We start from the raw sequence: 14,018 nt of genomic DNA, 5'->3' as shown, positions 1-14,018 counted from the left end.
CGGAGTGGACGAACCTCTGGTGTTCGGGTTGTCATGCCAATGGCATTGCCCGGTAGCTAAGTTCGGAATCGATAACCGCTGAAAGCATCTAAGCGGGAAGCGAGCCTTGAGATGAGTTTTCCCTGGCGCTATAAGCGTCCTAAAGGGTTGTCGTAGACTACGACGTTGATAGGCAGGGTGTGTAAGTGCTGCGAGGCATTGAGCTAACCTGTACTAATTGCCCGTGAGGCTTAACCATACAACACCCAAGGGGTTTTGTGGACTCAAAGAAATACCTTGAATGAGTTTGATGAGAATTAACTTTTAGATTAGCTTTCCGAATTTTAAAATTTGCTTGGCGACCATAGCATTGTGGACCCACCTGATTCCATGCCGAACTCAGAAGTGAAACACAATAGCGCCGATGGTAGTGTGGGGCTTCCCCATGTGAGAGTAGGACATCGCCAGGCTCCAAATTTATTTTCACTTTTTTGAAAAGTGAAGACAAAAATTTTTCAGAATCGTCTTTAAATGATTCTTGAACTGCTGATATAGCTCAGCCCGGTAGAGCGCACCCTTGGTAAGGGTGAGGTCCCCAGTTCGAGTCTGGGTATCAGCACCATATTTAGTTGATTTGGTTATTCAAGTTAACAACAGAATTTGTTTGACGACCATAGCATTGTGGACCCACCTGATTCCATGCCGAACTCAGAAGTGAAACACAATAGCGCCGATGGTAGTGTGGGGCTTCCCCATGTGAGAGTAGGACATCGTCAGGCTCAAATTGCTTTAAGCTGAATAGACACTGCGGAGTGGTAGTTCAGTTGGTTAGAATACCGGCCTGTCACGCCGGGGGTCGCGGGTTCGAGTCCCGTCCACTCCGCCACTTATTAGAAAGCCTAGTCTTATGACTAGGCTTTCGTCGTTTCTGGGTATCGATAATTCGGTCTCCAACCACGAGATCCGGTCGCCTGAGATCCTAGCTACTCCGCCATTTATAATAAACCTCGCTAGAAATCGCGGTTTTTTTTGCATCTAAATCATAGTGTTTCGCACGTCAGTCGAATAACTTACATAAAAGATTTTCCCGTAGCCCACAGTTCTTAGCTTAGGTGTTCCCCAAAACCAACTCATGATTACGACTACATCATTTCTGATTCTAGCTGTGTGGTGACTCGAGCATGATTTCAAACGTATATAGCTTTAAGTTTAGCATTCAGATACTCGAGCCATACGCGCTGTAAGTTAGGTTTATGAGACTGAACTGACCCCCTTATCAATACTTGAGTTATACAAGCCTTACACCCCATCCTACTTACTCTGCGCTGTAGATGTTTCCTTTATTAAGTGAGTGGCTCTCAGTATTAGCTAACAGCCCTTCGCCGAGGAAACCTGACTTCTGTCCTGTCAGTGAATCTGGAGGATAGTTCTGATGTGTAATTAGGGTTCTATCTTGGAGCTTCCAGCTAAGAACGCTAGAGCCCTTAATAAGTCGACTTGATGCTTTTGTTGTGCATTATGCTAAAACCACTCTCAATAGCATCAAGCGCTTTGTTCGAAGCATTCCAAAGGGGAAGGTGTGCCTGATTCACTTTGAAGGTGAGAGTCGCAGGTTGTGCTCCAAAGTTGTGCTTAAGGGATATATAAGCTAAGAAATAAAGCATCCCTCGTATCCGTGCCTACACGTGCAGTGAGGTTCACCCCCCAACTGATTGCGATGTTCTCTGGTTCTAGAGGATGGTATTTTAGGATGTTTACCGGTCTGTCTTCGATTCTGATGTGCTTGTTGACTCGATATGAATTAGTTGTTTGACCACTTAGCTCTGAACATATTGATTTCTTGTTGGTTAGTTCAAGCTATGTTTTGGTTATTGCGACTAAGATGAGCTAGAAGGTCACTACTGTTTGCTTAGTAAGAATAGAAAATCCCCGAAACCATCGGCGGATAGTTTTGTGATTATTTTAAGAGCTGGATAAAGCCTTAAACCTAATGGGTCGAATTATGAAATTGAGTTTTAACTTTGAAGATGCGAGCCAGATCTTTGTGGGATCTTTTGCCTTGGCCGTGCCGATTTCTTTTTCTGAAGAGGCTTGGAAGTTAGGGGAGACTTTACCTACCGCTAATCTATTGCTGCTATTTTTACTGTCTGCGGTGTTCTTAGGCTTCTATACGTATGAGAGTGTCTTTCAAAAAGATGTTGTTGCTCGGTTGCCGGTGTTTATTTTCAGAATAGTGATTGCTTATGTTATGACGGCATTGGTCGTTGCTTTGGTACTGACTTGCCTAGACAAATTACCTCTATTGAGTGATCCCGTCGTATCGATCAAAAGAGTGATTGTTATTTCAATGCCAGCCTCTATGGGCGCTATTGTAGTGGATAGTTTTGATAAAGAGTAACCTGTGTGTCATTTAGATTGAAGTGCCTTACAGAGCTTTTCTAGCGCTTATTTGATTTGTTATTTAGCTTTCTCATTTCTAGGCTTAGCATTGATTTTTTTCAACCGATCTTCTCAATAATAAATGAGTAGTAACGTACTATGAGTGACTCTTACGTGAATGTCTCGTTTGTTGTTGGGCGATTTTGAAGAGAGTTAAGTCGCGAAGATTTGTAGCCTTGGATAGATATAAAAACGGTTGGTTTTTGAATTGAATATGATATTTGAAATGTGAGGGTAGTTGTATTGAGAAGTTATGATCTTTAGATGCAAAAAAGCCGCATCAATGATGCGGCTTCTTTTAATTGGCTCCCCTTGCAAGACTTGAACTTGCGACATACGGATTAACAGTCCGCCGTTCTACCAACTGAACTAAAGGGGAATTGATTGTTTAGTCTCTAATCAAGAGAATGGTGCCGACTACCGGAATCGAACTGGTGACCTACTGATTACAAGTCAGTTGCTCTACCTACTGAGCTAAGTCGGCATCATGAATCAAAAAGCTTATGCTTGATGATTAACTTGGCTCCCCTTGCAAGACTTGAACTTGCGACATACGGATTAACAGTCCGCCGTTCTACCAACTGAACTAAAGGGGAATTATTCTTAAAGCTTTAAAGAAATGGTGCCGACTACCGGAGTCGAACTGGTGACCTACTGATTACAAGTCAGTTGCTCTACCTACTGAGCTAAGTCGGCACATAATATTTCTTTGTGCTTTACTGTTGTTGTCTAGGACACCAACAAATAAATTGTGGTGCCCGGAGGCGGAATCGAACCACCGACACGAGGATTTTCAATCCTCTGCTCTACCGACTGAGCTATCCGGGCGACGAGGTGTATTAAACGTGTTTTCGCGTTCTGGGTCAACATTAAATTGCAAAAAAAGTATCGTTTGATGTTTTTCTATACTTAGTGGGTTGTTTTTGCTCATTTGGGGTGAAAAACCTAGGTCTAGCATGCCCTAATAGATAGTAAAACTACGGTTAACTACACTGAATGGGCGCCGAAATAAAAAAAGCACGTATGAAAACGTGCTTTTTTATTTAAAAAATTTCTAGAGAGTTTAGTGTTTTACTTCAAACCTATTAACCCAAGCTTCTAATTCATTAGAAAGGGAGGCGAGAGTTTGGGTACTGTTATGACTTTCTGTCACGACATTGCTCAGTTGGTTGCCGCTCTCTTCGATCATGTTGATACGCTTCGATATATCATCGCTCACCTGAGTCTGCTCAGCGGCCGCTGTTGCGATTTGATGACTCATTGATGAAATCGACTCTAATGCGACAACAATCTGTTGCAGTGCTTCAGAGGCGTTTTGAGACTCTGTTACGGTGCTTTCACTGGTCGCGGCACAAACTTCCATAGTTTGAATTGCGTTGCGAGATCCGTCTTGAAGGTTATTAATCATTAACTGAATTTCTTTAGTGCTTGATTGTGTTCGACCTGCAAGGTTACGAACCTCATCTGCTACAACCGCAAATCCACGGCCTTGTTCGCCAGCTCGAGCTGCTTCAATGGCTGCGTTAAGTGCCAACAGGTTAGTTTGCTCCGCTATATCACCAATCACATCTAATACTTTCGCAATGTTGTTTACATCGTTATCTAGGTTAGCGACAGCTTCGCTTGCTGTGCCTAGTTGGCCTGCTAGGCCTTGGATGTTGTCTACTGTGTTGTGAATCAGTTGTTGGGTATGCTGGCTCTGTTTATCGGCCTCGTCGGTGTTGCGGGCAGTATCGCTAGCTGAATCAGCAACGTTATTGGCTGAAGAGGCCATCTCGGTCATTGCTGTCGCAATCATCTCTGTTGATTGCTGTTGGGTCTCTGTTAGTTGAGCAATTGACCCAGCACGGTCTTCTACGCGCTGCAGTTCTCCCCTTAATGCCAGCATTGAAGCGTCCAGGTTTGATACCAACTCAGCCAGTGACTTACTCATTTGTTGTACGGCGTGGTAAATACTGCCGTCTGTCGCCTGAGTTTCGAAAGAGGTTTGAATTCGACCTTGTGCTACGGCTTGTACAGCTTCTCTTACATCTTTAGGTTCGCCACCAAGAAGCGCTAGCATGCGTTTAATAGATACAATTAGGCTCGATAGAATAAGACCAGCAATCACGACACAAAGGAACAGCTGCCATTGAGCGGTAGACCAGAAACGAGCGTTAACTTCATTGAACCCGATACCTGTGCCGACAACCCAGCCCCAATGTGGTGTTTTCTCTGCTATAGACAGTTTTTCTTCAATCGTTCCATCTGGCAGTTTTTGTGTCCAGGTGTACTCAATGATCTGCCCAGTACGATTACCAAGTACTCTTTGGATTAGCTGACCAACACTATTCCCGTTGCCATCTTTAAAGTCGTTAAAACTGGTTCCGTGTAGTTGAGGATCTAATGGTGTCGCGACAAACGTCATGTTCTCATCGGCTACGTAAACATATTCATTATCTTTATAGATGTTGTTGCGAAGAAGGCGAGTAGCCAGTTGCTTAGCTTGCTCTTCTTCTAGAGTGCCATCAATCGCCATCTTCTCGACTTCAGTAAGGATGCTGTATGCACTCTTAAATAGCTCGGTCACGCGAGCCTTGTTGTCCATATTGCTAGCGACTCTCAATGTCCATAAACCAGTGGCCGTCAGTGCTAGCAGGGCGATCAAGATGATGCCGGATAATAAGTAAGCTTGCGTTTTTAGTTTCATATTTCCCCGCGCAGCGATTCAATAATTAGTATTAGGTATAATTCATCGAATCTTAATCTAAGTGGTGTAAGGCAGATATTAGAAAGATATCAAAGTATGATAGAGATTAAATTTTCGAAGAAAAAAAAGTAACAAAACTTGGTTCTGTTTGTTTTAATGTGAAGATTAGCGGGTCATGAACTTTGGAAGGAGTTGGTTCTGTTGGAATGTATATGCTTTATAGAACTTAGAATCAACTGCTGTAGTAAGAGTACTAGAAGGAGATAACTCAATTTATCGAGACTGATTAAGAGTTAGTGAGGAGCTGATGTGTATATTGAATAGAGTTTGTTTTTATCCAAACGAAAAAAAGCCAAGTCTTTCGACTTGGCTTTCTTGAATGTGGCTCCCCTTGCAAGACTTGAACTTGCGACATACGGATTAACAGTCCGCCGTTCTACCAACTGAACTAAAGGGGAATTACTTGTCTCAACATCAGGTCTATAAAGACCATTATTTGTTAAGTACCAAATAATGGTGCCTCGAGGCGGAATCGAACCACCGACACGCGGATTTTCAATCCGCTGCTCTACCGACTGAGCTATCGAGGCAAAAGAATGGTGCCGACTACCGGAGTCGAACTGGTGACCTACTGATTACAAGTCAGTTGCTCTACCTACTGAGCTAAGTCGGCACACTAAATTCTTTGCTTAAAGAGTTAAACTCTTCAATTAAAACCTCATATAAAATGAAGTCCTTTAAAAATGGCTCCCCTTGCAAGACTTGAACTTGCGACATACGGATTAACAGTCCGCCGTTCTACCAACTGAACTAAAGGGGAATTACTTGTCTCAACATCAGGTCTATAAAGACCATTATTTGTTAAGTACCAAATAATGGTGCCTCGAGGCGGAATCGAACCACCGACACGCGGATTTTCAATCCGCTGCTCTACCGACTGAGCTATCGAGGCAAAAGAATGGTGCCGACTACCGGAGTCGAACTGGTGACCTACTGATTACAAGTCAGTTGCTCTACCTACTGAGCTAAGTCGGCACACTAAATTCTTTATGCTTTTGTCCGTGCTGCTACTCCCTGTTAAAGAGTGTTGACACCAACAAATCAAATTGTGGTGCCCGGAGGCGGAATCGAACCACCGACACGAGGATTTTCAATCCTCTGCTCTACCGACTGAGCTATCCGGGCAACGGAGCGCTATTAAACGGATTTTCTTCATAACCGTCAACACCTTTTTTGAAAATAATTAAAAAAAACGTTCGTTAGTTGTTTTTTTATTCAAAAGTGAGGCTTACGTTTTACCTTGGTTAAAATCTTTCTTGAATTTTGTTACTTTTTCTAAGTATCGGCGCGACTCTTTGTTTGGGTGCTTTTTAGTAAGTGCCCAGTACGCTTGGCTAGGTTGCAGCGAGTTTAGGTCTCGCATTGCTCGCTTTCTGTCCTTACTGAAGGTATTGAGTACGCCACCTGTGCCGCCGTTGTATGCTGAAATCATGCTGTACTCGAGCGTTGTCGGGTGTTTTACATCTTTCAAATAACGATTTTTGAGTATGTAAAAGTATGCGGTGCCAGCATCAATGTTGTTTTCTGGATTGAATAAATACTCAGGACTTGGCTCTCCAGGCTTGTTCTTTACTAACTTAAACACATCTCGACCAGCGGTTTTAGGCACCACCTGCATAAGACCGTATGCATTCGCCCAGCTCACCGCGTAGGGGTTGAAACTACTCTCTGTTTTGATAATAGCGTAGATCAAGTCTTCAGGAATGTCGTAACGCTGAGATGCTCGTCGAACGATATCGGCGTATTGATAACTACGCTGACTGGCGTGATCGGCCACCATTGGGATCTCAACGTAATAGGCTTTTTTAAAGTCGACTTCTTTGGTTTTTAGGTTATTAGCGATCAGGTAATCAGCGAACTGGTTAGCGCGCCAAGACCATTGGATAGGCTTCTTTTCTTGGTCTACAACTTGGTTGTAGAGGAAAGGCCTGCCTTCCAATTTGATGCTTTTGGAAGAGAATAGGTCGACATGCGCTGGATCATCTGGCGTCAAAAGCGTTGTCATGATTGCGTTTTTGAGGTGTTTTTTAGGTTCAGTCGAGGAGACCGTTTCTACCGTTATGAGGCCTTCGCTAAAGTTCACTTCGGAGCGGCTTAGGTAATTATCTATGTATTTCACATAGTTACTCTTACCTGCCATCTTTACTTCACTACTGCCCCAGCGTTTTTGGATATTACCAGAAAAGCTATTAATCAAAGCATCTAGTGCTCCGGTGTCTTTTTCAAACTGACCAGGTAGCTCTGCCAAATTGCTTACAAATCGGTTGGTCGGCTCGTAATTGACATCATAAATGCTTTCGACAAATTCACGGCTGCAGCCAGTTAATAACATGGCTGTTAGGAAGTAACTTAGCTTTTTCATAGTTCCTCATACAAAAATGACATCGCAGCGTTAACCATGATGTCATTAAAAATTGCTTAAATAAATGTCTTATTCGCTTGGTGGAGTATAGCCATCAATTACGACATCTTTACCTTCGAAAAGGAAGTTAACCATCTCAGTTTCAAGAAGTTTACGATGCTCAGGATCCATCATGTTTAGCTTCTTTTCATTGATAAGCATAGTTTGCTTGCTTTGCCATTGTCCCCAAGCTTCTTTAGACACGTTGTCAAAGATACGCTTACCTAAGTCACCTGGGTAAAGTTGAAAATCTAGGCCTTCAGCATCTTTTTGAAGGCGAGCACAAAATACAGTGCGGCTCATAGTGGTTCCTCTTATCGCGTTCGTTGATTCAAACGTCGTCGTTCAGTTCAAAGGGTAGGCTCTCAATAAGCTGCTTTACTGGAGCTGCTAGGCCAATTTCTTCCGGTTTTGATAAGTTATACCAGAGACCTTTAGTCCCTTCCATTATCAAATCTGGTTGTTTATCTAATTTCACTAATACTGGCGTGATATCTAAGTGGTAGTGGCTGAAAGTGTGCCTAAACGCAATCATGGTCTTGATCGAATCGGTTTCAGTGTCTTTGATCGAACGAAGATCTAGTTGATGTTCGATCTCTGCGTTTTCATTTTGAGGGAAACAAAACAATCCGCCCCAGATACCAGATTGAGGGCGCTGTTCGAGCCACACTTGGTTGTCGTGATACAGAATCACAAACCATGTTTCTTTTACTGGCTTTTCTTTTTTAGGCTTTTTGCCTGGGAAGTCGAGCTGTCTATCGAGCTTCTTGGCCTCACACATGCTTTCAATCGGGCACAAGGTGCACTTAGGCTTGCTACGAGTACAAACCATGGCACCCATGTCCATCATAGCTTGATTGTACTTATCGACATCTTTCTTCGGAGTATGAGCTTCGGCATGTTCCCATAGCTGGTTCTCGACTTTCTTTTGCCCCGGCCAACCTTCAACGGCAAAGCTTCTCGCAAGCGTTCGTTTTACATTGCCATCAAGAATCGCATGAGGAAGCTTATGAACCGATGATAAGACGGCTGCTGCTGTTGAGCGACCAATCCCCGGTAGCGCGTTCATCTCTTCGATAGACAGCGGAAATTCACCACCATACTGCTCAGCAACGATCTTAGCTGCTTTGTGTAGATTACGAGCTCGTGCGTAATAACCAAGCCCTGTCCATAAGTGGAGCACCTCATCTTGTTCGGCGTTCGCTAGGTCGATAACCGTAGGAAACCGTTCCAAGAAGCGTTGGTAGTATGGGATCACCGTGGCGACTTGAGTTTGCTGAAGCATAATTTCAGATAGCCAAACGGTATAGGCGGTTTTGTTGTGTTGCCAAGGTAATTCTTTACGCCCGTAGGCGTCATACCACTTTAATATGGCGGTTGCGAAAGGAGTCACGACATGCTCTATGCTTTGCTATTATTAGAAGCGAAATTGCACCACACTTAACGTTGGATGTAAAACAGACAAATTGTGTGGGAATTTATCCACGGAAAGACTTGCTTCGAAGGCAATTCTTTGGATAATCCCCGCTTTGATTAATCAATGTGCAGGCAAAAATCAATGAGTGAAGTGACCACTAACGAATATACTGAAGACGGCAAACTGGTTCGTAAGATCCGTAGTTTTGTTCGCCGCGAAGGCCGCTTAACAAAAGGCCAAGAAAACGCGATGAATGAATGTTGGCCAACAATGGGTATCGACTACAACCCAGAGCTTCTTAACTGGAAAGAAGTATTTGGCAACGATAACCCGGTTGTACTAGAGATTGGCTTCGGTATGGGTGCATCACTGGTTGAAATGGCAAAGAACGCACCTGAGAAAAACTTCTTAGGTATTGAAGTTCATAGCCCAGGTGTTGGTGCGTGTTTAGGTACCGCTCGCGATGCTGGCGTAACTAACCTGCGTGTAATGTGTCACGATGCAGTAGAAGTATTCGAACACATGATTCCAGATAGCAGCCTGCATACACTGCAACTGTTCTTCCCTGACCCATGGCACAAAGCTCGTCACCATAAACGTCGTATCGTTAAGGCTGAGTTTGCAGAGATGGTTCGCGGCAAGCTTCAACTTGATACTGGTATTTTCCACATGGCAACAGACTGGGAAAACTACGCAGAACATATGATTGAAGTGATGAACTTAGCTCCAGGCTTCGAAAACATCGCTGAAGATGGTGATTACATTCCTCGCCCGGATGAGCGCCCGCTAACTAAGTTTGAAGCTCGTGGCCACCGTTTGGGTCATGGTGTTTGGGACATTAAGTTCAAGCGTACTAAGTAACTTCGAATCAAATTAAGTGAAGGGCAATCCGACTTAGGATTTAACCCCTACACTTTATGGGATTGATTAAAGCCAACATTATTGTAATGTTGGCTTTTTTGTCCTTAGGCTTTTATTTCAGTAAAGGCTTAAGGACAGAAAGTAATACCAGTCACAGTAAGTAAGTGATCAGAAATAGCGTAGGAAAAAGGCTTGAGAACAAGGCAGTATTTTTCGATAAGTAGTTACTCTACAATCAAAAATTCTAACGCAGTTATCGAGCATTTTAACAAGCTAGAGTGAGCAGTTATTTACTACGATTGGTATATGTTACACCCCTACAAAAATAACAATATAGAAGTAAGCGCACATGAAACCAACTCAAGCTATTTTAGCCGAGATCTTAGACGAAGTTCGTCCTTTAATTGGACAGGGAAAGGTCGCTGATTATATCCCAGCACTGGCTCGCGTATCGAACCAGAAACTGGCGATCGCGGTATACACCAATGAAGGTGAGGTGATTAAAGCAGGCGATGCTGAAGAAGCATTTTCTGTGCAATCTATCTCTAAAGCCCTGAGCCTTACGTTAGCTATGGTGTTATACAAGCCTGAAGAGATTTGGCAACGTGTTGGCAAAGAGCCTTCTGGTCAAGCCTTTAACTCGATGATTCAGCTTGAGATGGAGCAGGGGATTCCCCGTAACCCGTTTATCAATGCGGGTGCTATTGTCGTAGCGGATCTATTACAAAGTCGCCTGTCAGCGCCTAGACATCGTTTGCTGGAGTTTGTGCGCCAGTTATCGGGCGACACTCATATCGTCTATGACAAGATAGTAGCGGCTTCAGAAATGATGCACAGCGATCGTAATGCGGCTATCGCTTACTTGATGCGTTCATTTGGTAACTTTGAAAATGATGTTATCCCGGTTCTGAATAACTACTTTCATGCCTGTGCGCTTAAAATGACGTGTGTGGACTTGGCAAAAACCTTTAGCTATTTGGCAAACAAAGGAGTCTCGGTTCAAACCAAGAAAGAGATCATCACGCCAGTTCAAACCAAGCAGTTGAATGCTTTGCTTGCGACGTGCGGTTTGTATGATGGGGCTGGTGAGTTTGCTTACCGTGTTGGTATGCCAGGAAAATCGGGGGTAGGTGGCGGTATTATTGCTATCGTTCCTGGCGAAATGACGATTGCGGTGTGGTCTCCAGAGCTTGATCCGTCGGGTAACTCTTTAGCAGGTACTAAAGCACTAGAACTGCTTTCAGAGCGTATAGGTCGTTCTATTTTTTAAAAGCGCTTTTTAGTTGGGGTTCTACATTTGCAAGAGATCCCCAACTCACTCGTCCCTCGTTCTTGAGGATGACGGTGTTGTTTGTAACTTTCGACGTACTGGCCCCTAACTTCTTGGGGGATAAGACTTGTTTGATACCCGTCATTCCCGATAGCGACGAAGGAGCGTAATCGGGAATCTATTATTTGTCGGCGTGCAAATTAGAAAAGGGTTGACCCTAAAGCCAACCCTTACGCAATACTTCTCGAATCTCGAATCTCGAATCTCGAATCTCGAATCTCGAATCTCGAATCTCGAATCTCGAATCTCGAACTATTCGTTTTCTTCTGCCATAAAGGCTTCCAGCAAATCGTTGAGGAATAGCTTCCCTTTTTCTGTGATCTGCCAGTGCGTGTCGGTTTCATTCAAGTAGCCTAGCTCTTTTGCCCATTCAATAGTTTCTTGAATCGAGTCAAAACCAAGCCCAGTCGTATCGATAAAATCTTGCTTTGGACATGCTTCCACTAGCCTGAAGCGGTTCATGAAGAATTCAAAAGGGCGGTCTTCATTAGGCACTTCAAATTCGTCTGATAGATAAGGCTTCACCATGTTCTGGTACGCTGCTAGGTAGCCTCTAGGATGCTTAACCTTAGTAGTGCGAACAATGCGCCCATCAGCAAAGCTCAGCTTGCCATGAGAGCCACAGCCAATACCTAAGTAGTCACCGAAGCGCCAGTAGTTGAGGTTATGTTGGCATTGATATCCTGGCTTGCTGTAGCCTGAGATTTCGTACTGTACATAACCCGCGTCAGCAAGCTTCTTATGGCCTAAGTCGAAGATATCCCACAAGTCATCATCATCAGGCAGTTTTGGCGTTTTGTAATAGAACATGGTGTTAGGTTCTATTGTTAGCTGATACCAAGATAAATGCGGAGGATCGAGCTCGATCGCTTTGTCTAAATCAGACAGTGCCTGATCAATGCTCTGATCGGGTAAGCCGTGCATTAAGTCTAGATTGAAGCTATTCAATCCAATTTTATGCGCTAAATGAGCGGCATTCACAGCTTCGTCTTGACCATGAATACGCCCAAGTCTTTCAAGCTTATCTTGCTCAAAACTTTGCACACCCACCGAGATTCGACTCACTCCTGCCTTTTGGTAACCTGCAAAACGCTCAGCTTCGATAGTTCCCGGGTTGGCTTCCATGGTGATTTCTATTTCAGGTTTGAACGGAATACGTTGCTCAATACCTTGTAGTAACCGCCCGATTCCTTCAGGAGAGAATAAACTCGGAGTTCCTCCACCTATAAAGATTGAGTGCAATGGACGAGGCATACCATTGAGCTGATATTTTTCGATATCGGTATCGAGATCCTCAAGCAGCGCATCAATGTACTCTTTTTCAGGGATCTCGGCTTTGAGGGCGTGAGAGTTAAAATCACAATACGGACACTTTTGTACACACCATGGGATGTGGACATAGAGGCTAAGTGCGGGTGGTATTAGCGCTGCATCGTGCATTACAGAGCTTGCTCCTTGAGAGTCTTGAATAGTGACGCAAGCGCTTTACCACGGTGTGATAGTTGCTTTTTGCGTGACGGTTCAAGCTCAGCTGATGCGCAGTTATCTTCAGGTACAAAGAATACAGGATCGTAGCCAAAGCCATTTTCACCGTGTTCTTCAGTAAGAATACGACCTTCCCATTTACCGTGACATACTAGAGGTGTTGGATCATTCTCGTGACGCATTAGCACCAACACACAGTGGAAACGCGCAGTACGCTTTTCAGTTTCGACACCTTGCATCGCGTTTAGCAATTTTTCGATGTTCTGCTTATCGGTTGCCCCTTCACCTGAGTAACGTGCAGAGTAGATACCTGGCGCACCATTTAAATAATCAACCTCTAAACCTGAGTCGTCAGCAATGGCAGGCAACCCGGTTTCTTTCGCTGCGTGGCGAGCTTTGATGATGGCATTTTCAATGAAAGTTGTCCCCGTTTCAGCGACTTCTGAAACGTTAAATTCACTTTGTGCGACCACGTCAAAACCAAACTCAGACAGAATATCTGCCATCTCGCGAACTTTACCTTGGTTGCCTGTTGCTAAAACAATCTTGCTCATGGGAATGTGACTCTAATAAGTGAATAAATGAAAAGTAAGGGATAGCTTACTCTTCTATATAGAATTTCTGTGTGAAGCGCAGTGGGCCAGTGCCTTTCAAGCCTGCGTTAACATCGATGTTAAAGGTGATGTTCTCTTCGTGAGTTACAGGGAACTCAGCAAGGTAATAGATCGCATCACCTTCTTTGATTTCTCGAAACTTCAAAGTTCGGGTGTTTCCAACGAGGTTCTTCGCTGTTCCCGTAATTTTAGCCGTTGTAGCAGGCTTGCCTAGGGAAGCCTTGTCTAACACGCTGATGTTGAGGATTGCTGAGTATCCATTTCGTTTAAGTTTGTATTGCTTAGCGACTTGCGCAGTTAAAAACGTAGAATTAAAAGCCGAGTAATGAACCTCGACATCCTTAATGTTCTTAAACTGTCCTGCTGAGCTCGGTAAGGCAACAAGAGCGGTGAGTAGTGCTGTAATCCATAGACGCATAATGACTCCAATAAATAGCAAAAAGCCATCATAGGATGGCTTTGACTTCAGTTGGGATTTGGCTTGGCGAGCATATTCGAACTTGCTTATGCCTACCTAGCTCTCCCTTCTCTATCTTAATTTGCCCTTTGGCGACCTTAAACTGTTTCGCAAGGTATTTCGCTAAATGGGCATTGGCTTTGCCATCAACCGGTGGTGCAGTAATGGCAATTTTCAGTTCTTCACCGTGCAAGCCGACAATTTTGTCTCGGCTTGCTTTGGGTTGGATATAGAGCCTAAGAAGAATATCGTCTTCCTCGGCCCAAACCGCTTTTGGCATCGTCAA

The 14,018-nt window shown here is 44.0% G+C and carries 11 protein-coding genes, 14 tRNA genes and 3 rRNA genes; 8 read left to right on the top strand and 20 right to left on the bottom strand.

The genetic code is table 11. From position 1 onward, the window contains the following. The 6 genes from ATB74_RS13260 to ATB74_RS13230 all read left to right on the top strand — a co-directional run. Window positions 1-238 (top strand): 23S ribosomal RNA (locus ATB74_RS13260); the annotation flags it as partial. Window positions 239-333: 95 nt separating this feature from the next. Next, window positions 334-449: ribosomal RNA gene (gene rrf / locus ATB74_RS13255) — 5S ribosomal RNA — on the top strand. A 75-nt stretch (window positions 450-524) separates the two neighbouring features. Continuing rightward, window positions 525-601, top strand: a tRNA-Thr gene (locus ATB74_RS13250). A gap of 41 nt (window positions 602-642) precedes the next feature. Beyond that, window positions 643-758, top strand: a 5S ribosomal RNA gene (gene rrf / locus ATB74_RS13245). Between the two features lie 30 nt (window positions 759-788). Beyond that, window positions 789-865: transfer RNA gene (locus ATB74_RS13240), tRNA-Asp, on the top strand. 1,116 nt (window positions 866-1,981) lie between these two features. Beyond that, window positions 1,982-2,377 carry a DUF2391 family protein gene (locus ATB74_RS13230; protein WP_017060180.1) on the top strand — a complete coding sequence of 132 codons (396 nt, stop codon included), beginning with the start codon at window positions 1,982-1,984 and terminating at the stop codon, window positions 2,375-2,377. Window positions 2,378-2,721: 344 nt separating this feature from the next. On the opposite strand, the gene ATB74_RS13225 is transcribed toward ATB74_RS13230, so the two are convergent. From ATB74_RS13225 to mutY, 16 genes are all read right to left on the bottom strand, one after another. Then, window positions 2,722-2,797 (bottom strand) — tRNA-Asn (locus tag ATB74_RS13225). 29 nt (window positions 2,798-2,826) lie between these two features. Continuing rightward, window positions 2,827-2,902, bottom strand: a tRNA-Thr gene (locus ATB74_RS13220). 36 nt (window positions 2,903-2,938) lie between these two features. Then, window positions 2,939-3,014: transfer RNA gene (locus ATB74_RS13215), tRNA-Asn, on the bottom strand. Window positions 3,015-3,038: 24 nt separating this feature from the next. Further along, window positions 3,039-3,114, bottom strand: a tRNA-Thr gene (locus tag ATB74_RS13210). A gap of 56 nt (window positions 3,115-3,170) precedes the next feature. Then, window positions 3,171-3,246, bottom strand: a tRNA-Phe gene (locus tag ATB74_RS13205). A 235-nt stretch (window positions 3,247-3,481) separates the two neighbouring features. Beyond that, a complete protein-coding gene (locus ATB74_RS13200; protein ID WP_061018839.1) occupies window positions 3,482-5,107 on the bottom strand; it encodes a methyl-accepting chemotaxis protein in 1,626 nt (541 codons plus the stop codon). A 382-nt stretch (window positions 5,108-5,489) separates the two neighbouring features. Further along, window positions 5,490-5,565, bottom strand: a tRNA-Asn gene (locus tag ATB74_RS13195). A 56-nt stretch (window positions 5,566-5,621) separates the two neighbouring features. After that, a tRNA-Phe gene (locus ATB74_RS13190) sits at window positions 5,622-5,697 on the bottom strand. Window positions 5,698-5,704: 7 nt separating this feature from the next. Continuing rightward, a tRNA-Thr gene (locus tag ATB74_RS13185) sits at window positions 5,705-5,780 on the bottom strand. Between the two features lie 71 nt (window positions 5,781-5,851). Continuing rightward, window positions 5,852-5,927, bottom strand: a tRNA-Asn gene (locus tag ATB74_RS13180). Between the two features lie 56 nt (window positions 5,928-5,983). Continuing rightward, window positions 5,984-6,059: transfer RNA gene (locus ATB74_RS13175), tRNA-Phe, on the bottom strand. A gap of 7 nt (window positions 6,060-6,066) precedes the next feature. After that, a tRNA-Thr gene (locus ATB74_RS13170) sits at window positions 6,067-6,142 on the bottom strand. Between the two features lie 74 nt (window positions 6,143-6,216). Further along, window positions 6,217-6,292, bottom strand: a tRNA-Phe gene (locus ATB74_RS13165). A 103-nt stretch (window positions 6,293-6,395) separates the two neighbouring features. Continuing rightward, window positions 6,396-7,529, bottom strand: coding sequence for a membrane-bound lytic murein transglycosylase MltC (mltC, locus tag ATB74_RS13160; protein WP_048615689.1), 1,134 nt, complete (start codon window positions 7,527-7,529; stop codon window positions 6,396-6,398). 69 nt (window positions 7,530-7,598) lie between these two features. Beyond that, window positions 7,599-7,871 (bottom strand): oxidative damage protection protein, encoded by a 273-nt coding sequence (locus ATB74_RS13155; RefSeq protein ID WP_010435637.1) that lies wholly within the window; start codon window positions 7,869-7,871, stop codon window positions 7,599-7,601. A gap of 28 nt (window positions 7,872-7,899) precedes the next feature. Beyond that, a complete protein-coding gene (gene mutY, locus ATB74_RS13150; protein WP_061018837.1) occupies window positions 7,900-8,961 on the bottom strand; it encodes an A/G-specific adenine glycosylase in 1,062 nt (353 codons plus the stop codon). 165 nt (window positions 8,962-9,126) lie between these two features. On the opposite strand from mutY, the gene trmB reads away from it, so the two are divergent. Together trmB and glsB are read left to right on the top strand one after the other, a co-directional pair. Further along, on the top strand, window positions 9,127-9,846 hold the full coding sequence (gene trmB / locus ATB74_RS13145; protein WP_061018835.1) for a tRNA (guanosine(46)-N7)-methyltransferase TrmB: 720 nt from the start codon (window positions 9,127-9,129) through the stop codon (window positions 9,844-9,846). Window positions 9,847-10,195: 349 nt separating this feature from the next. Then, a complete protein-coding gene (glsB, locus tag ATB74_RS13140) occupies window positions 10,196-11,116 on the top strand; it encodes a glutaminase B (protein ID WP_048611451.1) in 921 nt (306 codons plus the stop codon). Between the two features lie 312 nt (window positions 11,117-11,428). Here glsB and hemW read toward each other — a convergent pair whose 3' ends face one another. Genes hemW through yggU form a run of 4 tightly spaced genes read right to left on the bottom strand, consistent with a single transcriptional unit; the run spans window position 11,429 to window position 14,012 of the window. Continuing rightward, on the bottom strand, window positions 11,429-12,616 hold the full coding sequence (gene hemW / locus ATB74_RS13135) for a radical SAM family heme chaperone HemW (protein WP_061018833.1): 1,188 nt from the start codon (window positions 12,614-12,616) through the stop codon (window positions 11,429-11,431). Further along, window positions 12,616-13,215, bottom strand: coding sequence for an XTP/dITP diphosphatase (locus tag ATB74_RS13130; RefSeq protein WP_060982718.1), 600 nt, complete (start codon window positions 13,213-13,215; stop codon window positions 12,616-12,618). Before ATB74_RS13130 ends, hemW begins: the two co-directional genes overlap by 1 nt. 46 nt (window positions 13,216-13,261) lie before the next feature. Next, complete coding sequence (locus tag ATB74_RS13125) at window positions 13,262-13,693, bottom strand: DUF4426 domain-containing protein (protein WP_061018830.1); 432 nt, start codon at window positions 13,691-13,693, stop codon at window positions 13,262-13,264. A gap of 28 nt (window positions 13,694-13,721) precedes the next feature. Then, window positions 13,722-14,012, bottom strand: a complete 291-nt coding sequence (gene yggU / locus ATB74_RS13120; protein ID WP_009847703.1) for a DUF167 family protein YggU — start codon at window positions 14,010-14,012, stop codon at window positions 13,722-13,724. Between the last annotated feature and the right edge of the window lie 6 nt (window positions 14,013-14,018).

This window comes from Vibrio splendidus (assembly GCF_001557875.1).
Taxonomy (GTDB): domain Bacteria; phylum Pseudomonadota; class Gammaproteobacteria; order Enterobacterales; family Vibrionaceae; genus Vibrio; species Vibrio splendidus_F.
The sequence above is the reverse complement of the archived record's forward strand: the minus strand, read 5'-3'. Positions and strand labels throughout refer to the sequence as shown.